Source organism: Sulfuricella denitrificans skB26, from assembly GCF_000297055.2.
Lineage (GTDB): Bacteria > Pseudomonadota > Gammaproteobacteria > Burkholderiales > Sulfuricellaceae > Sulfuricella > Sulfuricella denitrificans.
This window is the reverse complement of the sequence record NC_022357.1, coordinates 2,790,597-2,815,668: the sequence shown is the minus strand read 5'-3', so window position 1 is coordinate 2,815,668 and position 25,072 is coordinate 2,790,597. Positions and strand designations below refer to the sequence as shown.

The 25,072-nt window shown below is 58.4% G+C and carries 23 protein-coding genes; 17 read left to right on the top strand and 6 right to left on the bottom strand.

Annotated elements, in window-relative coordinates; all coding sequences use genetic code 11:
• Window positions 1-30: 30 nt before the first annotated feature.
• From SCD_RS13695 to SCD_RS13630, 14 genes are all read left to right on the top strand, one after another.
• Window positions 31-321, top strand: a complete 291-nt coding sequence (locus SCD_RS13695; protein WP_009207472.1) for a phosphopantetheine-binding protein — start codon at window positions 31-33, stop codon at window positions 319-321.
• A complete protein-coding gene (locus SCD_RS13690) occupies window positions 322-960 on the top strand; it encodes a COG4648 family protein (protein ID WP_009207473.1) in 639 nt (212 codons plus the stop codon).
• Window positions 879-2,321, top strand: a complete 1,443-nt coding sequence (locus SCD_RS13685; protein ID WP_232504409.1) for an AMP-binding protein — start codon at window positions 879-881, stop codon at window positions 2,319-2,321. Before SCD_RS13690 ends, SCD_RS13685 begins: the two co-directional genes overlap by 82 nt.
• Window positions 2,318-2,623: a hypothetical protein gene (locus SCD_RS13680; protein WP_009207475.1), complete on the top strand. Its 306-nt coding sequence runs from the start codon at window positions 2,318-2,320 to the stop codon at window positions 2,621-2,623. Before SCD_RS13685 ends, SCD_RS13680 begins: the two co-directional genes overlap by 4 nt.
• The gene (locus SCD_RS13675) at window positions 2,620-3,558 is read left to right on the top strand and encodes an LpxL/LpxP family acyltransferase (RefSeq protein WP_009207476.1); all 939 of its coding nucleotides are present in this window, start codon (window positions 2,620-2,622) and stop codon (window positions 3,556-3,558) included. Before SCD_RS13680 ends, SCD_RS13675 begins: the two co-directional genes overlap by 4 nt.
• Complete coding sequence (locus SCD_RS13670; protein ID WP_009207477.1) at window positions 3,555-4,148, top strand: LolA-related protein; 594 nt, start codon at window positions 3,555-3,557, stop codon at window positions 4,146-4,148. The genes SCD_RS13675 and SCD_RS13670 overlap by 4 nt, the downstream gene beginning before the upstream one ends.
• Window positions 4,145-6,526, top strand: coding sequence for an MMPL family transporter (locus SCD_RS13665; RefSeq protein ID WP_041673516.1), 2,382 nt, complete (start codon window positions 4,145-4,147; stop codon window positions 6,524-6,526). The genes SCD_RS13670 and SCD_RS13665 overlap by 4 nt, the downstream gene beginning before the upstream one ends.
• Window positions 6,519-7,322 carry a polysaccharide deacetylase family protein gene (locus SCD_RS13660; protein WP_009207479.1) on the top strand — a complete coding sequence of 268 codons (804 nt, stop codon included), beginning with the start codon at window positions 6,519-6,521 and terminating at the stop codon, window positions 7,320-7,322. The genes SCD_RS13665 and SCD_RS13660 overlap by 8 nt, the downstream gene beginning before the upstream one ends.
• The gene (locus SCD_RS13655) at window positions 7,319-8,005 is read left to right on the top strand and encodes a phosphatase PAP2 family protein (protein WP_009207480.1); all 687 of its coding nucleotides are present in this window, start codon (window positions 7,319-7,321) and stop codon (window positions 8,003-8,005) included. Before SCD_RS13660 ends, SCD_RS13655 begins: the two co-directional genes overlap by 4 nt.
• A 61-nt stretch (window positions 8,006-8,066) precedes the next feature.
• Window positions 8,067-9,263 (top strand): beta-ketoacyl-[acyl-carrier-protein] synthase family protein, encoded by a 1,197-nt coding sequence (locus SCD_RS13650; RefSeq protein ID WP_009207481.1) that lies wholly within the window; start codon window positions 8,067-8,069, stop codon window positions 9,261-9,263.
• Window positions 9,260-10,066, top strand: a complete 807-nt coding sequence (locus SCD_RS13645; protein ID WP_009207482.1) for a beta-ketoacyl synthase chain length factor — start codon at window positions 9,260-9,262, stop codon at window positions 10,064-10,066. Before SCD_RS13650 ends, SCD_RS13645 begins: the two co-directional genes overlap by 4 nt.
• Complete coding sequence (locus SCD_RS13640) at window positions 10,060-10,536, top strand: hotdog family protein (RefSeq protein WP_009207483.1); 477 nt, start codon at window positions 10,060-10,062, stop codon at window positions 10,534-10,536. The genes SCD_RS13645 and SCD_RS13640 overlap by 7 nt, the downstream gene beginning before the upstream one ends.
• A complete protein-coding gene (fabG, locus tag SCD_RS13635; protein ID WP_009207484.1) occupies window positions 10,533-11,252 on the top strand; it encodes a 3-oxoacyl-ACP reductase FabG in 720 nt (239 codons plus the stop codon). Before SCD_RS13640 ends, fabG begins: the two co-directional genes overlap by 4 nt.
• Before the next feature lie 4 nt (window positions 11,253-11,256).
• Entirely contained in the window at window positions 11,257-12,579 is a 1,323-nt protein-coding gene (locus SCD_RS13630; RefSeq protein ID WP_009207485.1) for a cation:proton antiporter, read from the top strand.
• On the opposite strand, the gene SCD_RS13625 is transcribed toward SCD_RS13630, so the two are convergent.
• From SCD_RS13625 to SCD_RS15900, 6 genes are all read right to left on the bottom strand, one after another.
• Window positions 12,538-13,302, bottom strand: coding sequence for a glycosyltransferase family 2 protein (locus SCD_RS13625; RefSeq protein WP_009207486.1), 765 nt, complete (start codon window positions 13,300-13,302; stop codon window positions 12,538-12,540). The two genes, SCD_RS13630 and SCD_RS13625, sit on opposite strands and share 42 nt — an antisense overlap.
• Window positions 13,299-14,099 (bottom strand): lysophospholipid acyltransferase family protein, encoded by an 801-nt coding sequence (locus tag SCD_RS13620; protein ID WP_009207487.1) that lies wholly within the window; start codon window positions 14,097-14,099, stop codon window positions 13,299-13,301. The genes SCD_RS13625 and SCD_RS13620 overlap by 4 nt, the downstream gene beginning before the upstream one ends.
• 2 nt (window positions 14,100-14,101) lie before the next feature.
• Window positions 14,102-15,118, bottom strand: a complete 1,017-nt coding sequence (locus tag SCD_RS13615; RefSeq protein WP_041673514.1) for a chorismate transformation enzyme, FkbO/Hyg5 family — start codon at window positions 15,116-15,118, stop codon at window positions 14,102-14,104.
• 35 nt (window positions 15,119-15,153) lie between these two features.
• Window positions 15,154-16,497 (bottom strand): NAD(P)/FAD-dependent oxidoreductase, encoded by a 1,344-nt coding sequence (locus SCD_RS13610; RefSeq protein ID WP_009207489.1) that lies wholly within the window; start codon window positions 16,495-16,497, stop codon window positions 15,154-15,156.
• 107 nt (window positions 16,498-16,604) lie between these two features.
• Window positions 16,605-16,865, bottom strand: a complete 261-nt coding sequence (locus tag SCD_RS13605; protein WP_009207490.1) for a hypothetical protein — start codon at window positions 16,863-16,865, stop codon at window positions 16,605-16,607.
• A 98-nt stretch (window positions 16,866-16,963) separates the two neighbouring features.
• Window positions 16,964-19,972, bottom strand: a complete 3,009-nt coding sequence (locus SCD_RS15900; RefSeq protein ID WP_009207491.1) for a hypothetical protein — start codon at window positions 19,970-19,972, stop codon at window positions 16,964-16,966.
• Between the two features lie 269 nt (window positions 19,973-20,241).
• Between SCD_RS15900 and SCD_RS13595 the strand changes: the two genes are divergently transcribed.
• The 3 genes from SCD_RS13595 (at window position 20,242) to SCD_RS13585 (ending at window position 24,970) form a co-directional block, all read left to right on the top strand.
• The gene (locus SCD_RS13595; protein ID WP_009207492.1) at window positions 20,242-21,975 is read left to right on the top strand and encodes an ATP-binding protein; all 1,734 of its coding nucleotides are present in this window, start codon (window positions 20,242-20,244) and stop codon (window positions 21,973-21,975) included.
• Window positions 21,976-21,977: 2 nt separating this feature from the next.
• Window positions 21,978-23,348: a sigma-54-dependent transcriptional regulator gene (locus tag SCD_RS13590; RefSeq protein ID WP_009207493.1), complete on the top strand. Its 1,371-nt coding sequence runs from the start codon at window positions 21,978-21,980 to the stop codon at window positions 23,346-23,348.
• Between the two features lie 305 nt (window positions 23,349-23,653).
• Window positions 23,654-24,970 carry an ethylbenzene dehydrogenase-related protein gene (locus SCD_RS13585; RefSeq protein ID WP_009207494.1) on the top strand — a complete coding sequence of 439 codons (1,317 nt, stop codon included), beginning with the start codon at window positions 23,654-23,656 and terminating at the stop codon, window positions 24,968-24,970.
• Window positions 24,971-25,072 lie beyond the last annotated feature (102 nt).

Here is a 25,072-nt window from a genome sequence, read left to right as displayed (position 1 = left end):
AACCGTAACGGCAAGTTGTAACCAAATACCATGCAAGAAACCCAAAAACCTATTGTCTCTAGTACAGCCGATTTGCAACGTGAAGTTGCTGAGTTGATGATCGAGGGTCTGAACCTTGAGGTTACAGCAGATCAAATCGACCTTGATGCCCCATTATATGGCGAGGGTTTGGGCCTGGATTCGATTGATATATTGGAAGCCGCGCTGGTAATTTCCAAGCGTTATGGTCTGCAACTGCGTACCGACAGCGCAGACAACCAGCATATTTTCAGTTCGTTGCGCAGCCTCTCCGACTATATTGCCTCACAGAGAACCCTCTAAATGACACGCCGTATCTTGCGCTGGCTGGGTATCGCCACGCTGGTGATCGGCTATCCGCTGCTGGCGCATTACACCAACGAATCCGCGCAAAACAGTAATCTGGGTGCGTTGGTGGCCATTGCGCCCGTAGTATTGATTGCTCTGGTGCTGGCCTGGAATTCTCCTCGGCGCGTCATCATGCTGGGTGCGCTAATGCTGTCGTGTGTCGCACTATGGGCCGGATGGTCGGCGCTTGAGCAGCATTTCGGGCTGGTTTACTGGCTGCAAAATGTGGGTATGCAGCTCATCCTGTTCATGACTTTTGGTCGTACCTTGATCGCCGGGCGGCAACCGCTCTGTACACGCTTCGCAGAGGCGGTGCATGCGCCGTTGACGCCGCAGCATGAACTTTACGCACGTCAGGTCACGGTCGCCTGGACCCTGTTTTTTGCCGTGATGGCGTTGGTTTCTACCGGGCTGTTTTTTCTGGCGCCGTTGGTGATATGGTCGTTTTTTGCCAATTTTCTGACGCTGCCTTTGGTCGCATTGATGTTCATTGCTGAATATTGGATACGCCGGTGGGTGCTGCCCGAAATGCGGCAGACGCGCATCCTCGATGCGGTGCGGGCATACAGGAACACTTCGGCGCGCCCACGCTAGTCGTTACCGCTTTAATCATGTCTTCATTGCCGCTGGTATCACACGTCTCCCCGGACAGCATCATCGCCTGGCGTGCCGATGGCGCAGTCACGTTGCGCCAGTTCCTGGCCGAGGCCCGTCAGCTTGCTGCCCGGTTTCCCGCGGGAAGCCATCTGCTCAATATGTGCAGCGACCGCTACCGCTTCAGCGTGGGTCTGGCCGCTGCCATTGTGACCGGCAAAGTCAGCCTGCTGCCGTCTACCCATACCCCTGAAGTTGTCCGCCAGATCAAGATTTTTGCACCGGATGTGTTTTGTCTGACGGATAGTGATCACTGTGCGGTGGATCTGCCCCAACTGAAATACCCGGTCATGGATGGTGGTCAACTGGATCAATTCGAAATTCCACAAATCGATGTCAGGCAGCGCATCGCGGTGGTATTTACTTCAGGTTCGACCGGCATGCCGCAACCGCATCCCAAGACTTGGGGCGCGCTGGTCGGCAGTGTGCAGGCTGAGGCATTGCGCCTGGGGTTGCTGCACAACACACCCTGCACACTGATAGGCACGGTGCCGCCGCAACACATGTACGGGTTTGAATCCACGGTACTGATGGCATGGCTCAGCGGCAACGCACTCAGCCATGCGCAGCCGTTTTACCCGGCCGATATTTGCCAGGCACTGGCGGCAGTGCCGACACCGCGAGTGTTGGTGTCCTCGCCCGTGCATCTGCGCGCCTTGCTGGATGCGGGACTGGAGCTACCGGAGATCTCACGGGTAGTATCCGCCACTGCGCCGCTGTCGGCCCAACTTGCGCAGGAGATAGAGTCACGTTGCAATGCACCGCTGATGGAAATCTACGGCAGCACAGAAACCGGCCTGATCGCGACCCGCAGCCCCACGCAAAGCGCAGAATGGCAATTGCTTCCCGGGATAAAATTGGCCGTGGAGGCTGACTGCGTGCGCGCTTGCGGCGGCCACGTCGAGACCCCGATTGCCATGAGCGACATCATCGAACCGATTGGCGAAGAGCGTTTTTTACTCCACGGACGCATGGCCGATCTGGTTAATATCGCGGGGAAACGACATTCCCTGGCGAGCCTCGATCACCAGCTCAATAGCCTGCCAGGCGTGGTGGATGGTGCTTTTTACATGCCTGATGAAACCAGCCCCGACCATGTCACCCGGCTGGCTGCCTGCGTGGTGGCACCAGGAATGGCGGCCTCGACCCTGCTGGAGGCGCTGCGCGAGCGTGTTGACCCGGTTTTTCTGCCGCGTCCCTTGGTGTTTGTGGATGCCTTGCCTCGCAACAGCACCGGAAAACTGCCGCGAGCCGCATTGCAGGCCTTGCTGCAGGCTTACAGCGCACGGAAATCCGCATGAATAACGCCGCGCACTGGACGGTTCCGCTGGATCATCCTGCCTTTGCCGGGCATTTTCCCGGCACCCCCATCCTCCCCGGTGTCGTGCTGCTGGACGTGGCGCTTCAAATAATCGCCGATACCAGCGGGATTGCTTTGGATCTGTGCGAGATCAGCTCAGTCAAGTTTCTCAGCCCCGCGAGTCCCGGCGATGAACTACTGATCCAGCATGCCGTCTCGGCCAGCGGAACGATACGGTTCGACATCCTGGCGGGTGCGCGCAAAATCGCCAGTGGCAGTATCGTGCCGGGAGCGTCGGTATGACACCTGATCCGACAGCCAGCCACGCCTCATGGGCGCAAACCCCGGAGCGCAGCAACATGCTGATGTTGCGCGTTATGACCTGGATTTCACTGCGCCTGGGGCGGCGCGTGGCGCGCAGCGTAGTGCACCTGATCGCCGCTTATTTTTTGCTGTTTGCCCCGGCCAGTCGGCGCGCTTCCAGCCATTATCTCGGACGTGCGTTAGGCCGGCCTGCCCGCTGGCGCGATCTGTACCAGCATTTTTTTACCTTTGCCGCCACCATCCATGACCGCGTCTATCTGGTCAATCGCCGCTTCGACCTGTTCGAATTTGAAGTACACGGCGAAGACACGTTACGGCGCCTGCTTGCCGACGGCAAAGGCCTGTTCCTGATAGGGGCGCACCTGGGCAGCTTTGAAGTAATCCGCGCGATAGGCTGGAAACACTCGGATTTGCGCGTCGCCATGCTGATGCACGAAGATAACGCCCAAAAAATTAATGCCATGCTGGCAGCGATCAATCCGGAGGCGGTGAAGGATATCATCGGCCTGGGGCACATCGATTCCATGCTCAAGGTACGCGAGCGCCTGGATGATGGTTGTGTGGTCGGCATGCTGGCGGATCGCACCCCCGGCGACGACACGCTGAACCCGGTGCAATTTCTTGGCGTAGAGGCCCGTCTGCCCGTCGGCCCGTTTCGCATGGCCGCATTGCTGCGGCGTCCGGTGGTATTCATGACCGGGTTGTATCTGGGCGGCAACCGTTACGCCATCCATTTCGAACCCCTGGCGGATTTTTCCGACGTTGCTCGCGGGCAGCGCGGTGCCGCCGTAGAAGCGGCCATTGCCCGTTATGCTGCACTGCTGGACCATTACTGCCGCAAGGCGCCTTATAATTGGTTTAACTTTTTCGATTTCTGGCAGTCCGCACCTGCTGCAACGCCTCCCTCATCATGATGCTATCTTTCCGCCTACTTGTTTTATTGCCGCGCCTGCTCGTTGCACTGGCGCTGTTGCCTGCCATCAGTCACGCCGCCGACTGGGATATCGACCAGCTCATGCGGGGTCTGGCGCAAAACCGTTCCGGCCATGCCAGCTTTGTCGAGAAAAAATCCATCGCCATGCTCGACAAGCCGGTGGAATCCTCCGGGGAACTGTTTTACGTGGCCCCCGACCATCTGGAAAAACGTACGCTCAAACCCAAGCCTGAATCCATGACGGTGGATGCCGGCACCCTGATCATCGAACGCGGACGCCAGAAACACCATCTGCAATTGCAGGATTACCCGGAACTTGCCGCTTTCATCGACAGTATCCGCGGTACCCTTGCCGGGGATCGCAAGGCGCTGGAACGCAATTACCGGTTGAGCCTGGAGGGCACTGTCGAGCGCTGGACTCTGCAACTCCTGCCGGTGGATGAAAAAATGCAGGCAGTGGTCAAGCGCATCCGTATCGCCGGGGTACGCGACGCAGTGCGCAGCATCGAAATCACCCAGGCCGATGGCGACAGCTCGCTGATGCTGATCGAAAAGTTGGCCGCACAGTGAGTCCAGCCCCAGTTCCCACCCCAGCGCGGCGTGGACGAACTGCGATCGCCTTGTGGCTGGCGTTTATCCTCGCCTGCGGCATCGTCATCAGCCGCAGCCAGTTCACGACGGATTTGTCGGCATTCTTTCCGCGCAGCCCCACCCCCGAGCAACAGTTGCTGCTCGAGCAGATCCGTGACGGCCTGGCTTCGCGCCTGATTCTGGTCGGCATAGCAGGCGCCGATGCGCCCACCCGCGCCAGGCTTTCCAAACAAATCGCCCAGCGGCTGCGTGCCGATCCTGATTTTGTCAGCGTCAATAACGGCGAGCCTGTCAGCGCCGAGCGCGACCGAGCTTTTTTGTTCAACAATCGCTATTTGCTCAGCCCCGCGGTGACGCCCGCACGCTTCAGCGTGGACGGGTTGCACGCCGCCCTGAGCGACAGCATCGACCTGCTCGCCTCGCCTGCCGGGCTGTTGGTCAAGTCGCTGCTGCCACGCGATCCGAGCGGTGAAATGGTGCAGTTGCTCGGCCAGCTCAACAGCGGTAATCGGCCGCGCATGGATGATGGCGCATGGGCATCGCGCGATGGCGCGCGTGCCCTGATGCTGATGCAAACACGCGCATCCGGCTCGGATATCGATGCCCAGCAACGCGCCATGGCCGCCATCCAGCTGGCATTCGACACGGCGGCCGGCGCAACCCCAGCCGCTAAACTGGTGATGACCGGCCCAGGCGTATTTTCGGTCACATCGCGCGATGCGATCAAAAGCCAGGTCAGCCGCCTGTCCCTTATCAGCGTGGCGCTGATCGCGACACTGTTATTGCTGGTTTATCGTTCCTTTACCGCACTGGCATTGGGGTTTCTGCCGGTTATCAGCGGAGCGCTGGCCGGCGTCGCGGCAGTCAGCCTGGGTTTCGGGACGGTGCATGGCATCACGCTGGGATTCGGTACCGCACTGATCGGCGAGGCGGTGGATTATTCAATCTATTTGTTTGTGCAATCGGACCAGGGTGGATCAGGCGAGCGCGGTTCAGACCAGCAAAACTGGATCAAGCGCTTCTGGCCCACCATCCGTCTCGGCGTGCTGACCTCGATATTCGGCTTTGCCTCGCTGTTGTTGTCCGGTTTCCCCGGCCTGGCGCAACTCGGCCTGTATTCGATTGCCGGTCTGATCGCTGCCGCAACGGTGACCCGCTTCGTTTTGCCCCATCTGCTGCCGACGAAGTTTTACGTTCATGATGTCTCGGCTATCGGTCTGGCCCTGTCCCGTCTGGTGCTGCGCGCCGCCGCACTGCGCTGGCTGGCCGCGTTCCTGCTGCTGGTGGCCTGCGCCATTCTCGTCCAGCACCGCGCCGGTTTGTGGGACGACAAGATATCCTCGCTGAGTCCGGTATCGCAAGCCGATGTGGCGCTGGATGCCAGCCTGCGCGCCGATATGGGCGCGTCCGACGTGCGTTATCTGGTGATGGCCTCCGGCGCGAGCCGGGAAGCCGTATTGCAGTCTGCCGAACAGGTTTCCGCGCTACTGCAAACCCAGGTTGATCAGGGCGAACTCGGCGGATTTGAAAGCCCGAGCCGTTATCTCCCCAGCACGGCGACGCAGCGCGCCCGCCAGGCCAGTTTGCCCACCCCAGCCGAGCTGGAAACGCGCCTCGCACAAGCAGTTCAGGGGCTGCCGGTGCGCGCGCCGCTGTTTGCCCCCTTCCTTGCCGACGTCGCCGCCGCGCGCAACCAGCCCTTGCTACAAGCGACCGATCTTGAACAGACCTCAATGGCGATGGCGGTGGATGCGCTGCTCATCCAGCAAAAAACTCACTGGAGCGCCATCTTGCCGCTGACCGCCCCGGATGGGGCTGACATCAACGCCAGCCGAATTCGCGCTGTGTTGAGCGCCACGGGGTTACCCAATGTGCTGTTCGTGGATATGAAAGCCGAGGCCGACCGTCTGTATTCCGGCTACTTGCATGAAGCCATCCTGTTGTCGCTAGGCGGGCTGTTTGCCATTATCGGATTACTGCTCTGGATTTTTCGTTCGCCCCTGCACGTGGTGCGCCTCATCGCGCCGCTGGCGGCCGCGGTTGTCACCGTCACGGCGGGATTGGCCGTGTTCGGCCAGCAATTGATCATTCTGCATCTGGTCGGTTTGCTGCTGGTGGTCGCGGTGGGATCCAATTACGCCCTGTTTTTTGATCGCGCGGATTGCCTGGTCTCGCCGCGCACCCTGGCCTCGATGCTGTTTGCCAACCTCACCACCGTCGCAGGCTTCGGCCTGCTGGCATTTTCCAACGTATCAATATTGCAGGCCATGGGGGTCACCGTGGCGCCCGGCGTGATCCTGGCGTTGATTTATTCCGCGATTTTCGCCAAACAACCTCATGGCAAAGTCCATGCGTAGCGCCCGCTGGCAACCCACGCTGTTTATCCGTGCAACCCTCGCGCTGCATGTGCTGGCCCTGGTTCTCGTCATCGCCGAACCCGGGCAATGGCGCTGGGCGCTGGGCGCCGTGCTGGCCAATCACGCGCTGCTCACGCTGCTCGGGTTGTGGCCGCGCAGCCACTGGCTGGGGCCAAACTGGACACGGCTGCCTGCCGCTGCCACGGCCAGAAATGAAATCGCCCTGACCATCGACGATGGCCCCGATCCCGTCGTCACCCCGCAGGTGCTGGACATGCTGGATCGTTACGCGGTTCAGGCGACCTTTTTCTGCATCGGTGAAAAAGCCGCGTGCTACCCGGACTTGTGCCGTGAAATCGTGCGTCGCGGCCACGCCGTGGAAAACCACAGCCAGCATCACCGCCATCATTTTTCACTACAGGGCCGTGCCGGCATCACGCGTGAATTGCAGGCCGCCCAAGACACGCTCACCACGATTACCGGCCAGCGGCCTGGTTTTTTTCGTGCGCCAGCCGGCTTGCGCAATCCTTTTTTAGACCCGGTGCTTGCACGGCTGGGACTCCAGCTTGCCAGCTGGTCGGCGCGCGGTTTTGACACTCGGGTTGGCGATGCCGAACGTGTAAAAAACAAGCTGTTACACAATCTGCGGGCGGGTGCAATTTTGCTGTTGCACGACGGTAACGCGGCACGAACTCCCCAAGGCACTCCGGTAATTCTCGAAGTCCTACCCGCGGTTCTGGCTGCCGCTACAGCAGCCAACCTGCGTTTTGTTACCTTGCGGCTAGCCCTTACATGACGAGCCTGAAGACACCCTGGTATCGCCAGATTGCAGCGGTAATACCAAAGCAGATAACTCTGAAAAGCATCGGAACGACGCTTTTCATCAGCCTGTTTTTCGGTGCCTACTTTTACTTGCTGAAAACCCCGGCCTACCCGACCACAGTGATGCCCTTTACCTTGCTGGATCGTGTGATCGGCTTTCAGCCCCTGGCTTTGCCCATGTATTTGTCACTGTGGGTCTATGTTTCCCTGCCCCCGGCATTACTGGCCACGCGGCGCGAGTTGTATGGCTACGGGTTAGCCATGGCAGGGACGTGCCTTGTCGGGCTGATCGTCTTCTACTTCTGGCCCACGGCAGTGCCCGCAGCCCACATCGACTGGGCTCAGTATCCTGACGTGAATTTTCTTAAAAACATGGATGCCTCGGGCAATGCCTGCCCTTCGTTGCACGTCGCCACAGCCGTTTTTTCAGGGTTCTGGCTACATCACTTGCTGCGCCGTTTTTATGCGCCGCTGTGGATACTCATTGTTAATTCAACATGGTGTATCGGCATTGTCTATTCCACCATCGCCACACGTCAGCATGTGGCGATAGATGTGATGGCCGGTCTCGTGCTGGGAGGGGTGGGGGCTTATCTGTCATGGAGAAATCGGTTGGATGCGAGTGCAATAGGAGACGTCCGCCATGCATCGATTTAATGCAGACCAAATACTGAAATTTGCTAAAATCCGCATTTACTTACGATAGGCTGATTTTCCTTTGAACCCGCTCCATCTCTCCCATTTCACCGCCACCAGCAGCATCGGTCGCGGCCTAGCCCAGACCTTGGCCGCGCTGCGCCAGCGTCGCGCCGGGCTGGCACCGTGCGCATTCGATACGGTGGATCTGGCGACGTTCATCGGCGAGGTGGAGGGGGTGGATGCGGTGCAGCTTCCCGCGCACCTGGCTGACTTTGATTGCCGCAACAACCGGCTCGCGTTGCTGGGATTGATGCAGGACGGCTTTGCCGAGGCGGTGCGTGCGGCCATCGCAAAATATGGCGCGCAGCGCATCGGCGTGTTCATCGGCACCAGTACTGCGGGCATACTGCAAACCGAGCTGGCCTACCGGCGGCGCGATCCGGTGACTGGCGCACTCCCCGCCGATTTTATTTACCGCACTACGCACAACACTTTTTCCGTCGCGGATTTTACGCGCCATTATTTTGGCCTGACCGGCCCGGCGGTGGTGGTGTCATCGGCATGTTCCTCCAGCGCCAAGGTGTTCAGCTCGGCACGACGGATGATGGCGGCAGGACTGATCGATGCGGCGGTGGTGGGGGGCGTCGATTCGCTGTGCCTGACGACGCTGTATGGCTTCAATTCGCTCGGCCTGATTTCCGAACAGGCGTGCCGCCCCTTCGACGCGCAGCGCAACGGCATCTCGATAGGCGAGGCGGCGGCTTTCGCGCTGCTGGAACGCACCCCGGAACACCTGAACGCGGATGCGGTGCTGCTGCTCGGGGTTGGCGAATCCAGCGATGCCTATCATATGTCATCGCCGCACCCGGAGGGACTGGGTGCGCGCATGGCGATGCAGGATGCGCTCAAAATGGCGGGTTTGGCGCCGGCTGAAATCGACTACATCAACCTGCACGGCACCGCGACCCCAAGCAATGATGCGGCGGAGGGGAAAGCCGTGGCCGCCGTGTTCGGCTCGACCACGCCATGCAGTTCCACCAAAGGGGCGACCGGACATACTCTGGGTGCTGCCGGTGGCGTAGAGGCGGTAATTTGTGCGTTGGCGCTGCAACACGGCTTGCTGCCCGCCGGGCTGAATACCCGGCAACTCGACCCCGCGCTGGATCTCGATTATGTACTGGATAATCGAGAGCAGCCGGTGGCGCGCGTGCTCAGCAACTCGTTTGGATTCGGCGGCACCAATTGCAGCCTGATTTTTGGCCGGGCTAACCCATGACACTCACCGCGACTCTCACTGCATACGTCGAAGGCATCGGCCTGCTCGGACCCGGTTTGACCGACTGGACTAGCGGTCAGGCGGTTCTCGGCGGACAGCAGCCCTATCAACCGCACAAGACCATCCTGCCGCCCCCCGCGTTGCTGCCCGCGGCAGAACGCCGGCGCAGCGGCGTGATCGTCAAACTCACCCTGGCGACGGGACTGGAAGCCATCGCCGCCGCTGGCCTCGATGCGGCCAGCTTGCCCAGCGTGTTTTCTTCGTCGGGCGGCGACGGGGAAAATTGCCATGCCATCTGTGAAATGCTTGCCTCGGATGACCGGCAAATCTCCCCGACCCGCTTTCATAATTCCGTGCATAACACGGCCGCTGGCTACTGGAGTATCGCCACCGGCGCGATGACCACCTCGTCGGTGTTGAGCGCCTTCGACGCGAGCTTCGGCGCGGGTCTGCTGGAAGCGCTCACCCAGGTGGTGGTGGATAACACCTGCAGCGTTTTGCTGGCCTGCGACACCGCTTACCCGGAGCCGCTCTACAGCGCCCGCCCTATTCCCGATGCGTTCGGCATTGCACTGGTACTGGCGCCGCAACGCAGCGCACAGTCGCTGGCGAAAATTACCGTCAGCCTGACTGACGCCAGTGCAGACCGGCTCGACGATGCCGCGCTTGAGTCCTTGCGCATCGCCATCCCCGCTGCGCGCGGATTGCCGTTGTTGCGCGCTATTGCACTGCGGCAAGAGCAACACGTGGTACTGGATTACCTCGACAGCACGCATCTCGCCGTGGCAATCATGCCGTGCTGAATCAAACCGGATTTGACCACGCCTGGATTGCCCGTCATATCCCGCATCAGGGCAGTATGTGTTTGCTGGACAGGGTGGAGGACTGGGACCCGCAGCATATTCAGTGTCGCGCGATCAGCCACCGCGCCGCCGACAACCCGTTGCGCGCTAATGGCCGACTTGGCTCCGCCTGCGGTATCGAATACGCAGCACAGGCCATGGCCGTACATGGCGCCTTGCTGGCGCCACCGGACAGTGCCAGCGCACGGGTCGGCTATCTGGTTAGCGTGCGCGGCACCAAGCTACACGTGCCCCGGTTGGACGACATCGCCGCCGATCTGCTGGTCGAAGCCAGTTGCATTACGCGCAGCGAAAACAATATTCTTTACCAGTTCAGCGTCAGTGCAGCGGGTCGCTTGCTGCTCGAAGGCCGCGCCGCAATCGTGGTCGATGCCGAGGCTCTCTCACCCACTTCAGGAAACACACCATGAAAAACGCGCTGGTTACCGGTGGTAGCGGCGGGATCGGCGCGGCCATCTGCCGACGTCTGGCTGCTGATGGCTGCCATGTCTACATTCATGCGCATCGCGGACATCAGGCCGCACAAGCACTGGCCGATGAGATTTGTGCCGGTGGCGGCAGTGCGCAGGTGCTGGCATTTGATGTGACTGACAGCGCAGTGGTAGCCGATGTGCTGACACCACTCGTCGAACACCAGCCGATCCAGATTTTGGTCAACAATGCTGGCATCCATGACGATGCGGTGTTCCCAGGCATGCGCGCCGAGCAGTGGCATCGGGTCATGGACGTCTCCGTTAACGGCTTTTTCAACGTCACCCAGCCGCTGATGATGCCGATGATACGCAGCCGCTGGGGGCGCATTATCAATGTATCTTCGATTGCCGCGCTGACCGGCAATGCGGGTCAGGTGAACTATTCCGCCGCCAAAGGCGCACTGAATTCGGCAACCAAATCACTGGCACGGGAAGTCGCCAGCCGCGGCATCACTGTCAACGCGGTAGCGCCCGGTATTATCGATACTTCGATGAGTGAGTCTGCGTTCAGCGCCGAGGATATCGCGCGCATGGTGCCGATGAAACGCGCGGGCAGCCCGACCGAGGTCGCTGACCTAATCGGCTTTCTCGCCTCAGCCCAGGCGGCCTATATAACCGGACAAATTATCTCCATCAACGGCGGCATGATTTAAATCCATGACCGCAGCCGTTCACGTCGCCGCGCATAAAACCGAAGCGCTGCTGTTTTTCACCTTGCTGCAACTCGCCGTGATTGTACTGGCGGCTCGTATCGGTGGCACGATTGCGTTGCGCATCCGCCAATCCGCGGTGGTCGGTGAAATCGTGATGGGGATATTGCTGGGACCATCGCTATTCGGGCTGCTATTTCCCGATCTGTTTCAGTACGTGTTCCACTCCGGTGCACCCGAGCCGATGCAGATGCTGTCGCAGATTGGCCTGGTGCTGCTGATGTTCCAGATCGGCCTGGAATTTGATTTTTCCCACCTCAGCGAAAACCGCCACCGCAAGACCATGTTATGGGTTGCGGCGGCCAGCCTGATTGCGCCCTTTGCGCTGGGTTACGGCATCGGTCAGGTCAGCGCGCCAATACTCTCGCCCGGCGCACATCCGGGAGCATCGGCGCTGTTTATCGCCACTGCGTTTTCGATTACGGCGCTGCCAATATTGGGCCGCATCATGATGGAATTCGACATGACACGCACTTCGATCGGTGTGATCGCCATCAGCGCGGCGGCGATCAATGATGTTATCGGCTGGCTGTTGCTGGCTTTGATCACCACCCTCACGCTGTCCAATTTTGATGCGGCCAGCTTTGCCCTGAAAGTGGCTTTGGTGCTGGTGTTCTTTGTGGTGAGCTGGTTCGCTGTACGCCCGTTGATGAAACGCATCCTGCATCGCTTTGATGCCAGAAGCGGCGCGCTGACCAATAACCTGCTGGGGATCGTGCTGGCGGCGATTTTCATGTCTGCCATGATCACTTACCAGCTTGGAATTTTTGCCATTTTCGGCGGATTCATGATGGGTGTGCTGTTGCATGACGAACATGCTTTCGTGGCTACTTGGCGCGCACGCATCAGCCCGTTCGTGATGGTGTTTTTCTTGCCGATCTTTTTTACTTATACCGGGTTGCGTACCAATATCGGCAGCCTGGACAGTTCCGCAGCCTGGGGCTGGTGTGTGCTGATCGTGTTTCTCGCTACGTTAGGCAAGTTTGGCGGGGCCTATCTTGCTGCGCGGGCAACGGGCATGAGTCGCATTGAAAGCAAGATACTCGGCATCATGATGAACACGCGAGCGCTGATGGAACTGATCGTGATTAATGTCGGCTACGACCTTGGGGTGATCTCACAGCAGATGTTTACCATTCTGGTCATCATGGCGATTTTCAGCACCGTCATCACCAGCCCGCTGCTGCGGCGCTGGCTGCCGCGTATCGGCATTCCTGTTCCACCAGGCTCAAAACCATTCCCGCGCACGCCTTACCAGCAAAACGGGTAAGCGCAACACAAAGCCGAAAAACAAACGCGTGTGCATCCAGGTCAACAACACGTTGTCTCGCAGGTAGCGGAAATGCGACACGCCGCCCTCGTCGGCACGGTAGTAGCGCACCGGGGCGGGCAGATTGACCGGCCTGACCCCACACCAGCACAAGCGCACTACGGCCTCGGGATCGAAGTCGAAGTGACGCATCCACGGCTGACGGTGCATTACCTGCCGTAACGCTTCAACCGGATAGACGCGAAATCCGAACAGCGAGTCGCCGATGCCTGCCCATAAGGTTTCCAGGTTGGCCCACCAGTTGGATACTTGTCGCCCCTTGACGCGCAAGCCCGGCGCACTGGCATCGAATACCGGCTTGCCCAGTATCATTGCCGCCGGTTGGCGCGCGGATTCCGCCATGAAGGCGGGGATTAGTTCGGGGGGATGCTGGCCGTCCGAATCCATGGTCAGAACGTGACTGAAACCTGCCGCTGCCGCCTGATCCAGGCCGTGCAGCACCGCCGCACCCTTGCCCTGGTTGTGCGGCAAGATCATCACGCGCAGGCCGGTATCCTGCGCCGCCATCGCCAGCAAACCATCGCCGCTGCCATCGTTGCTGCCATCCACCACCACCCACACCGGAGTCCAGTATTGGCGAGCCGAGCGCACGGTTTCATAGACCTTGGCGCCGGGGTTGTAACTGGGGATAAGAACGAGATGCGTCGTCGAGGCAGCGGTCATGGCAGGGTACGGTCAGGCTGCGTAGGCAGGGAGTGGGTCGGGTAAAACGCCGAACCTTGCACCAGCTCATGCGCAAAGTAATCTTGCAGTTCGGCCATGAAGCGCTGGGTATGCTGCGGCGGATCAAAGCGCTTTCCCAGGCGCAGCCGGTAATGGATCGGCATCGGCGGCTTGCGGAACAGCGGCCAGCCCTTGCTCAGATATTTCGAATCGGTTTCTATCAGGATAGTCTGCACCGGCACCTGTGCATGCAGCGCGATCAGACCGATACTGCCCTTGAATGGATTGACCGGGGACGTGATGGTGCGGGTACCCTCCGGGAACAGCAGCAGATGGCTGCCGCAGTCAAAATCCTGGGTTGCCTGCTGTACCATGCGCCGCACCGGGATATTGCGAATATAGCGTGCCAGTCGTGCGCCGGCACCGAGAAAAATATTATTCATCAGATCGTCTTTAAGCACGCAGGCGACATTCGGCAAGCGTGAGATCACCATCACCGCATCCAGCAGGCACGGATGGTTGGGTGCAATAATCAGCGCCGGTTCATCGCGCAGAGCGTCCAGTGCCGTGATGTCAAAGCTGCATCGGCGCGACAGGCTAAGACTGGCCAGGTAAAGTCGAAACGCCATCATGGTGACGTAACGTCCCAATGCTCGTCCCCGGTGCTCGGACAGCAGCGGATAAAGAATCAGCGCAATCGGCGTCCATGTTATGCACAGGATTCCCAACCAAGCCAGGCCCAGATACAGCACCAGGTAATCGTAGCCATTCAGCAACACACGCAATGCGGCACGCATGATCAGACTCGCTGACCGGCTAACGAATGCACAGCAGTGGCCTCGATTTCCAGCAGCAGATCCTGGCGACATACATCGGCCTGCAGATAGACCGCTTTGGGCGCGTCGCCCACGCAGTGTGCCAGCTCAGCGCGTATCTGCGCCAGATCAGCCGGGTGGCGGACGTATACCTTGTAATACAGGCTGGCCAGGTCGAACCCGGGTTGGCTCGCCAGACGATTTGCCTCGGCCAGCACCGCCTTGATGTTGTTCATGGTTTCCCGGGTTTGTGCCACGACATCGGCGGGGTGCAGGGTTGCGTGGCCGACAATGCTGGCGGTGCCGGATATAAACAACACTTCATCGTGCCCCAGACGTACCAGGCTGGCGCGCGAAAACGTCGGGCTACGCGGGCCATATTGTTGTGGATATTGGTAGGCACTGATCTGACGCGGATTTTCAATGTTCAGCGGCGCCACGCGGCCGGCTAAAAAGGCAATGGTCAGTGGCCCGTGAGCTGAACCCAGGGCGCATGCGGCGGGGACATTCCCCACCACATCACGGCTATGAGCAAGGAAAGCGTCCTGACGTCCGAGGTTGAACTGGAGGTAGCGCTCCAGCCCAAAAGTGTGGGTGTTAATGTCGGCGATGTAATTCCAGAAGCGGAACAGGTACGGGTAGTGCAGTTCATCGAGCAGCGCAAAAATCTGGCGATAAGCCGACTCGGTGGCCTGCTGCAGTGGTGTTTTGTCAGCGCCCGCCTCAAACATTGTTTCAGATAGTGCGACCACGCCAAACAACACATCATCGTCATGGCGATAACGAATGGCGCCACTCTGACCCTGCGTCAGATGTCCGCTGCCATGCCATATCTCGCAGAGGGAATCGCCGCCATCCAGTCTCTGCATGGGAACGCGCATGCAGGGAACTTCCATGCCGGCTTGCCACTGGCTCTCGACAGCATCGGCAGAAAAACACAGGGCGCCCAGCATGCTGTTTTTCTGTTCTGCCGGTTGTTCCAGGAATGCCGCAATGGACATGTTTGCGCAATACGAAGGAGATACCGAGTCGTGCATCAGTTCATCGCTGAGCCGGTTTCATCCACAATCCGGATGTTGTGTTTACGCATCTGCCATGCTTTCAATGTGCGCTTGAAATTGAGTAATGATGCCATGTAATACAGCCCTTTGAAAATCCTCAAAGGGCCATGAATCGGAGTTTTCCCGAACACATCGCCAGCCAGCACCGATAATAGGGCTTCTTTAACGCGAAAAATGTTGCGCGGCTCCATGAACATATTGCGCATGGTGGGGTTGGTCACCCGGTAGATAAACCAGGAAAATTCCTTCGGACCAATCCGCATCGCGGCGTCGAATTTTTTTAGTGCCGCAGCTGCCCGTTGCGGATGGCTCAGGCAGATATCCACGGTATCGGCTCCGACAAATGCGCTGTTCATAGCCAGCATCACGCCGGAAGAAAATACCGGGTCAATGAAACCGTAGGCATCGCCCAGCAGCAGATAATTGTTGCCGTGGCTATGGTCGCACATGTAGGAAAAATTGCCGGTGGCCTCAACCGGCGAGGTCAGTTGTGCGTGTTGCAACCGCGCGCTCAATGGCGCGCACATCGCGATGGTTTCCTGAAAAAATTGTGCTAGCGATTTTTTGTTACGTGTTTTCAGGTAATACGGCCAGGTCACGGCACCGACGCTGGTCGTGCCGTCGGCCAGCGGAATCAACCAGAACCAGCCATGCTCGAACCAGAATATGGTGATATTGCCTGCGGCCTTGCCCGAGTTGCGTTCAACCCCCGAAAAGTGGGCGTAGACAGCTGTGCTGTTGTGTTTTTTGTTGCGCTGCTTGGCTTTGAAGCGATTGCCGAGGAAGGTGTCGCGGCCTGAAGCATCCAGTACAAAACGTGTCTGTACCGTTTCGATGCTGCCGTCCTCGTGGCGGGCCTGAACCAGTGCGCCGGCATTGTCAGGTAAAAAATCAACGTCCTGTACCTGGCAGCCTTCCACGACACGGGCATTTTTACGGCTGGCGTTGCGGATCAGGATTTCGTCAAACTCGGAGCGGCGCACCTGGTAGGCCATGGGCATGGATTTGTCCATGGCATCGGCAAATTCGAACGACTGTATGTGATCATGCCAGGGCGAGACGAATTCTGCGCCCCACTTTTCCATGCCGATGGCCTTGACGGCTTCAGCGACGCCCAGCTTTTCGAGCAGTGGCAGATTGGCGGGGAGTAGCGATTCGCCGATGTGAAAGCGCGGATGGTGCGCTTTTTCCAGCAGAGTCACGCGGTAGCCACGCTCGGCCAGCAACGCGGCAGCTGTCGAGCCTGCGGGTCCGCCACCGATTACCAGTACGTCGCAGCACGAAGCACGGGTGTTGGAGGCTGCGGGAGGGGTGATCATGGTTTAATCAGGCGGGTTATTAATCGCCCCGAATTGTATCGCATCGCACTGGTAATTATGTGGTTTTTCATAGGCTGTATTGGAACCGTTGTGTAGCCGGATTGCTTCTACTTCTTGGATATCAGCAATCGGGCATTCAGCACCAGATTTTCCAGGATCAATTTTGCCATCGTGGCCGCCATCACTTTCTCCCGATCTTCGACGCTAATGTCAGCGTATTCCCCGGATTGCAGAAATTCAGCCACATGCAGGCAGGCCAGGTTTCTCAGATCCGCTTCATCGTAGGGAAGGTCGGCAAACTCGATAGGGTCTTCCGTCTCGACTTCGGCTAGCAGGGCTAGAAGGGATTCCGGCGTTAGATGGGGCATCGATCTTCCTCTCTCGCAGGCTGGCTGTTCAATCTTGGAAATAAAGGCTCAAGCCCAGCATTTCAATATTGTGTGGAACTCCATGAGGTTCGAAGGGCTTATCTTGACTGACGTAATACCGGTTGTTTCAAGTCCCCAGACAGGGTCAGGCGTGCGCGAATTGTGGATGATGGCAATTTCATTTCTATGCTGGTTTTTCCTGTCAGTTTCTTGTCCGGCATGATGTCGGCTTCGCCACTGGCCGTGAGCAGGCCTGCCGCGAGCTTCATTTGCCGGTATTGATAGCGCTGCCTATCCAGCGTCATGCTTCCCGAGAGAGTCGCAAACAGGGTTTTGCCGCCGGTGGTTTCTGTGGCTCTTGGCTGGATCGCGCGTGCCAGGTCGATGTTGTCGATGGCGCCATCGCGGACGTTAAAGCTGGTCTTGATTCTGGGGTTGTCGAAGAGGGTGCCCAGGTCTCTGGACTGCATCGAATAAACGGTTTTTGCATCGAGCTTGCCACTCAGCGCCATGTCGTTCGTCAGTGCTGGCATCACTCCAGCCAGCAAAATGTTTTCAATGTAGAGATCCCCTTCCGCGCTCCACAAGTCACCCCATTTGATGGTTGCGTTGCCTTTGGCTTTGCCGCCGTAGAGTCGGCCCTCGATCTCGCTGATCCGCATGCTCCCCGAGGTTGCCATGGCTTTGGCGTGCAGTTCGGTGAAGGTCAGATTCGGCCAGAGCGGGGGCTGCCAGTCGTTGGCGGCAATATTGACTTCGAACCCCTCGCTTTTCGGGGTGATAGCCACTTCGATTTTCTTGTCCGTACTTCTGATGTTTGCCTGCTCGAATTTGCCCGTCTCCGCCAGCGCGACCTCCACCTCAAATGGGGGTAGCGGTATGCCTTTCACATCAATGGTTGCCGTTTTGATGACGATTCGGCGGGCCTGGATTTTTTCGGCGCTGTCGCTTGGCCCAACCCAGGCGATCGCCCGAGTCAAGGCATCCTGATCGATCGTGACTGACTCTACCTGGATGGCTTTGATCATTTTAGTTTCGCCGAAAAAAGCGGCTAGTTCGGGGATGACCCGGACCGTGGGGATTTTGATGTCGCGCAATTTTCCGATGGTGATGCCTTCAAGCTGCAGATGGGGCGCTGGCCATAGGGAGGCGCGCATGGAGCTGATGGAGACGGGCTCGCCCATCCTGTTCGAGGCCAGTTTTTCAATGGGGGGGATGAAGATATTCAGGCTCATGACTTGCAGCAGCACGATCGGCAATAAAATCAGCGCTGCCAGCGAAATTGCGGCGGCCTTGCCCCATTTGATGGGGTGTTTGAATTTCCTGGGCTTTGCCAGCGCCTTTTGCCGGGCTTTTTCAGCTTCCTCGGCGCGTGCATCAGCCAGCGCTCTGGCCCTGGCTTCTATATCTGCCCGTTCTCTCTTTTCCTGCTCGGCCTCTTCCCGCGCTTTCCGGTCCGCCTCTGCACGGGCTTTTGCCAGCGCCTCTTCCTGTGCGCGAATTTTTTCCTCGGCTTCCCAGCGTGTCCGTTCTTCGACTTCGGCTATTGCCCTGGCTTCTTCATCCTCGCGAGCCTTGCGCTCGGCTTCTTCCCGCTCACTGGCCTCAGCCTCGGCTTTTATCCGTGACTCCTCTTCGGCCCGAGCTCTTTCTTCTGCTTCCACGATGGCTCGTACTTCGGCTTCTCGCTTTTTCCTGTCTTCTTCATCCTCGCGAGCTTTGCGTTCGGCTTCTTCCCGCTCACTGGCCTCAGCCTCGGCTTTTATCCGTGACTCCTCTTCGGCCCGAGCTCTTTCTTCTGCTTCCACGATGGCCCGCGCTTCGGCTTCTTGCTTTTCCCAGGCTTCAGCTTCCTCGCGAGCCTTGTGCTCGGCCTCCTCCTGCGCCCTGGCCTCGGCTTCGGCTTTTATCCGGGCTTCCTCTTCGGCCCGAGCTTTTTCTTCTGCTTCCATGATGGCCCGAGCTTCGGCTTCTGCTTTCGCTTTGGCCTCGGCTTCTTCCCGGGCGCGGGCTTCCAGCCTGAGTTGTCTCCGGGCTTCGGCCCTTGCTTCTTCCTCAGCCTCCGCCTTGGCTCTGGCCTCGGCTTCTTCCCGTTCACGCGTTTCTTTGCGCTCTGCTTCTTCTTTTGCCAGCGCAATTTCTGCAGCTTCTTCCTGTGCCTTGCGTTCTGCCGCCTCTCTGATGCGGGCTTCTTTGGCGGACTTCTCCTGGGCCTCCTGGCGTAATCGTTCTTCGGCCTCAGCTTTTTCTTTTTCTACTTTTTCCCTGCGGGCCTGTTCTTCGGCTTCGGCCCTATCCTTCTCGATTTTCCTCTGGAGTATCCTGGCCTCTTCTTCCTCGCGTGCCTTGCGCTCGGCTTCTCCGCGAGCTTTGGCCTCGGCAATTCTTTTTTTCTCCGCTTCATGTTGCGCGCGATCTTCGGCTTCTTCCCGCGTCTTGCGCGCCGCAGCCGCTCTGATTTCCGCTTCTTTGGCCGCCTGCTCCTGAGCTTCCCGGCGGGCTCGTTCCTCGGCTTCGGCCGTGTCTTTTTCCGCTTTTTCCCGGAGTGCCTGGAGCTCGGCTTTCTTGCGAGCCTTAAGCGAAGCTTCTTCCAGCGCCATGGCTTCGGCTATTTTTCGTTGCACTCCTTCCCGCCGTGAACGCTCTTCTGCTTCGGCAACTTCCCGCGCCTCATTTTTTCGGCGCATTGCCTCCTCTTCCTCCATGGCCGCTGATTTTTCATGGGCCTTTTGCCGAGTTTCCTGCGGGTTTTCCGCAGCTTCTTTCATGAGTTTTTTGCGAGCTTCGGTTTCGGCCAGCACCTTGAAAAAGGTTTCGTCGATGGTTTCTGAAACGACCATGGAGGCTGAGTTATCGGGAATGCTTGAAAACTGGGTAAAGGGTTCTCTTGCAACCGCCTTGAGGTAGCCGTCTTTAGCCAGATCGGCCAGGATCTGAGGAAGCGTGGAGGTGGGCGGCTCACCGGCTTTTTCCAGAATTTCTTCGACCGTTGCCCTGCCGTTCACCAGGCTGAGTGCTCGCGCGAGCTTGGCGGGCAAGCGCTTGCCTTTCTGGGTGATGGCCTGCACACCCTTGGCTGTTTTGCTGTATACCGCGGTCAAGTCCATATTCAGTTCGTCAATCGGCAAGGTTGCATGAACAGTGCCCAACTACGCACCCGGTATTTCGGGAAGGCAGACTTCAAGCCCAGTTTGGTTTTTAGCAGGTTTTCAATTCTAATTGATTTATTATGCCCCTGAATTAACAAAACTTAATATTGATTATTAGGGTAAGCGCCATATTGAACGGCTAGCATTCACAGGAATTGCAACCCGCCGAAGACTAGCGCACACTTTCGAGCGTGAAATCAGCATCTCTTGGTAAAAAACCTCGACGCGTGAAGGCTGCCTTTATCGGGCCGTTCGCTATCGTGCTCACCTTCATCCTGGGAGCTTTTGCGGCGACGGCGTACTTCGTAGAGGTCCAGGTTCGCGACCGCGATCTCGCTGAACGCATGACTGCCGTGGAAAAGCTGGTCGACCAGAAGCTCGGCAAGGATACGAATCTGATGCAGGCCGTGTTGCGTACCATGATGGACAATCGCGCCATCGAGGTTGCATTCGCCAGTTTAGACCGCGAGGCGCTGATACGCGAAGCCGGTCCACTATTTGAGACCTTGCGCGCCGACCATCGCATCACGCATCTCTACTTCAATGGCCCCGACTTGGTAAACCTGTTGCGCTTGCATAGTCCTGGCGAGTTTGGCGATTTGATCAACCGGTCGACGATGACCAAAGCACGGGATCAGGGAAAATCGATGCACGGGCTCGAGCTAGGACCGCTGGGGACGCTCACGTTGAGACTGGTGACGCCATGGCGGGGTAGAAATGGCATTCTCGGCTATCTCGAGATTGGCGAAGAGATCGAGTATCTCGTGGAGGAAATCCGCGACAGTCTGTCGGTGGACTTGTTTGTGCTGGTAGACAAGCATTTCCTGTTGCCGCAGCAGTGGCATCAAGGATTGGCGCTACTCAACCGGCAAGGAAATTGGGATCGTTTTGGTTCCCATGTGACGGTGGCGCAGACCACCAGACAAGTTCCCTCTGCCCTCAACGACAGCATCCTCGCCAGCCTGCGCGCAGGGGGTACCGAGGTATTCAAGGATGGCAACCGCGTGTTGCATCTGGCCATGCTGCCGCTAGACGATGCCGGAGGGCGCCGCATCGGTGACCTGGTGGTGATGCGCGACATTACGGCGCTGCAAAAGACCTTTCAGAAGTCGGTTACTGCGGTGAGTTTGCTGAGCCTGCTCTCCGGCGCCGGTGTGCTGGGCCTTTTCTATTTCGCCCTTGACCGGGTCGAGCGGGATTACCAGCGCCAGCACGATCTCGAGCACCAGCTTCTGCGCCTCGGTACCGAACATCAACGTATCCTGCAAATTGAAAAACTCTCCGCCCTGGGCACGATGGTCGGCGAGATCGCCCATCAACTTAATAATCCCCTGGTCGGAGTGGTGAACCTAGCTCAACTAGCCGCCCGTGAAGCCGATGACCCGGCTCGAACCCGCGAACTGCTGACGGAGATACACCGTGCTGGCGAAGACTGCCACGCCTTTATTCAATCCATGCTCCGGTTTTCCAAGGTTTCCGGCTTCGAAAGCATGCCCACCCCCATGACACAGGTGATCGAAGAGACCGTTCTGCTGTTTCGCCAGACCGAGAGCCGTCACTGCCCGGTAGAAATTCGACTACCTGAGCAACCGGCCGTACTCACCGTCGATCCGATCCTGATCCGGCACGCCCTCTTCAACCTGCTGCTCAACGCAGCCCAGGCAAGCGTTGATGAGGGTGTAATCGTCATCGCTCTCGACCGCGCAGCGAGCCCGGACAGCGGCGCACCAGGCTGGGAGATCTCGGTTACCGACCATGGCAAGGGTATAGACCCGGACGTCATGGACAAGATCTTTTTACCTTTTTTCACCACCCGCAGCGATGGCACCGGCCTTGGGCTGCCAGTGGTGCAGCACGTGGCGCTGTTGCACGGCGGGACTGTGACCGCCAGCAACCAGCCCGATGGTGGCACGAAATTTGCAATCTGGTTGCCAGATAGAGAACAAATCGGATCAAATTGAACATGCTGCCTAAAATCCTGGTCGTCGACGACGACCGTTATACTCGAACGCTCATCGAGCAAATGATGCGTAAGACCGCCGAAGTGCATCTGGCCGAGGACGGAGCGGCAGCGCGGAAACTGTTTGCCGCAGTGGATTTCAACCTCGTGCTGATGGATCAGCGCCTGCCCAGGGATAACGGGCTCGAACTGCTGCGCGAGTTCCGTGCGCGACGGCCGAAGCTGGTAGCGATACTGATCACTGGGTTCGCTGACGTGCGCGATGCAGTGGCGGCGGTGCGCGAAGGCTTGTTTGACTACCTGACCAAGCCGTTCGAAGATTTGGAGGCGCTGGAGGCGGTGATCGGCAAGGCGCTCGAGCTTGACCGTGCCTACCGCGAAATCGACAGTTTGCGCTCCCGCCTTGCGGCCGAGGGTGCGCCTGATGTAGTTGGTCAGTCGCCGGCCATGGAACGGCTGCTGGACCAGATCCGCCAAGTTGCCGGCCTGGATACCACAGTGCTGCTGGAAGGTGAAAGCGGCACCGGCAAGGATCTCATCGCCAAACTTATCCACACCTGGAGCACGCGTTCCTCCAAGCCCTACCTCGAAGTCAACTGCGGAGGTTTGCCGGAGTCGTTGCTGGAAAGTCTGCTCTTCGGCTATGAGAAAGGCGCTTTTACCGGCGCCGGCCAGGCGAATCCAGGCTATTTCGAGAAGGCTCATGGCGGCAACCTGTTCCTCGACGAGATCGCCGACATGAGCCCCAAGCTGCAGAGCAGTCTGTTGCGCGTGCTGCAGGATCACAGCTTTGCCCGGATCGGCAGCACTCAGACGCGCACCACCGATTTTCGCCTGATCTGTGCCACCAATCGTTCCCTCGCCGGCGAAGTTAAGGCCGGAGGCTTCCGTGAGGACCTGTACTATCGCATCAACGTGGTGGCGGTACGCCTGCCGCCCCTGCGCGAGCGGGAAGGCGACATCATCCGCCTGGCCGCCCACTTTCTCGATCATTACAACACCAAGTTCGGCAAGGAATGTGGCCCCTTCACACCGGCGGCGGTGCGCGCCCTGGAAGCCTGCCGCTGGCAGGGCAACGTTCGAGAGCTTCAGCATTGTATCGAACGCGTCGTCGCGCTTCAGCCCGGCGGGGTCATCGATGCCATCCATCTCAATCCGACTACCGACCACCGGTCAGAGGAAGGTCAACCGGACAGCGCTGCCCCGGCGCAGGCGCTCGCTTACCAGGATGCCCGTGCCGTGTTCGAGCGCGAATACTTGCGTCGCCTGCTCGACGGGGCCGGCGGAAATATCTCCGAAGCGGCCCGTTTAAGCGGGATTCCACGCCAGAATCTTTATGTGCGTATGAAACGCTGGGGTTTTGTCACAGATTAGTGACGACTGTCATTTTTTAATGACAGTTTTCTTCGGCTTTTTATCCTGAAAAAAGTCATCTCACTGTAAAACCCCAGAGACCATTGAGGCATTTCAGTCTTACGTACCCTTAAGCGCTCTTTTTAGAATTGAAATCCGGTAAACACTAATAACCAATTGTTTTTACTATTATTAATAAGCGGTTATTCGCTGTCATGAGGTCTGCCTGCAACGAAGTTCAGAAAACCGCACTAAAGCTGTGGATTGATGATGGCACAGCCCTTGCTAACCTTTTAGTTACACCATATTTACTAAAGGGGATTGTCATGAATAAAAGTGCATTTATCCTGGCCTTTGCCGTCCTGACCACAGGTTCTGCCCTGGCCGCCGACCCAGCCAAGATCAACTGGACCAAGATTCCCATAGTCAAAGTCCCGCTGTTTTATCCAGGGCAATCAACCTATGAATGGTTGCGTAGCGACGAACACAAGAATGCTGCGGCAGAGGTCAAGCGCGGCGATGCCTGCATGTCCTGTCATGATGAAGAAGATGCCGAAAAGGACATGGGCAACAAGATCGTGAAAGGTGGCCGACTGGAACCCACGCCGGTTCCAGGCAAGTCGGGCTATAAGGAACTCAAGGTACAGGCCGCGTACGACAACAAGAATGCCTACCTGCGCTTCCAGTGGAAAACCGACAACCCCTATCCCGGCAGCGAGCACCAATACCTGCGCTTCGATGGTAAGGAATGGAAAGTCTGGGGCTACCCCAAACTGGACCAACCCGTTCACGAAGGCAAGCAGCCTGGTATCTACGAAGACCGCATGTCGATCATGATCGATGATGGCAAGGTGGCCGGCTTTGCCAAGCAGGGTTGCTGGCTGACCTGCCATGACGGAGAGCGCGACAATCCCAAGGTAGCCACCAAGGAAGACGTCGCTGCCAACCCGTTGCTGACTGCAATCAAGAAGGGCGACGTGCGCAAGTACCTGCCCGATACCCGTACCGATCCGTCCGACTGGAAAACCGGCAAGACGCAGGAAGAAATCGCCAAGCTCAAGGCGGCAGGCTACTTCCTCGACCTGGTCCAGTGGCGCGCACACCGTAGCCATGCGGTCGGCATGGCCGACGACGGCTATGTGCTCGAGTATCGCTACGGCGATGCCGGCAAGGACATGTTCAGCGGCAATTCAAACAAGGAAACCCACCAGCCCAAGTTCATGTGGGACGCAAAAAAGGTCGGCTACAAATCGGTCCAGGCGCTGGATCTGCACAAGGGAGGCGACCACTTCCTGATTCGCGAGCAGAACGCGGTGCCGTTTGATCCGAACGCGGGTTGGAAGGAAGGCGACATGATTCCCGATTACATCGTCAGTCGCGAGGATGCCAAGGGCTCGGCTGCCGACAACAACGCCATTGCCAACTGGAAGGATGGCATGTGGACAGTAGTGATGATCCGTCCGTTGGGGCTGACCAACGATGACGACAAAACGTTGAAGGCCGGCGGTGTCTACAATATCGGCTTCGCCGTGCATGATGACAACATCACTACACGCGGTCACCAGATTTCCTTCGAGAAAACCTTGGGGCTCGGTGTCAAGAAGGGCACCAAGGTGGACATCAACGCCGTCAAGCTGCCGTAATCCGGCACCAGCAGCCTGCCCGGTGTCTGGCGATCAGGCACGGGCAGGCTGTTCTTTGATGGCACCGGTCAATCGACCAGCCGCATCTCAGCATCGGGAAAA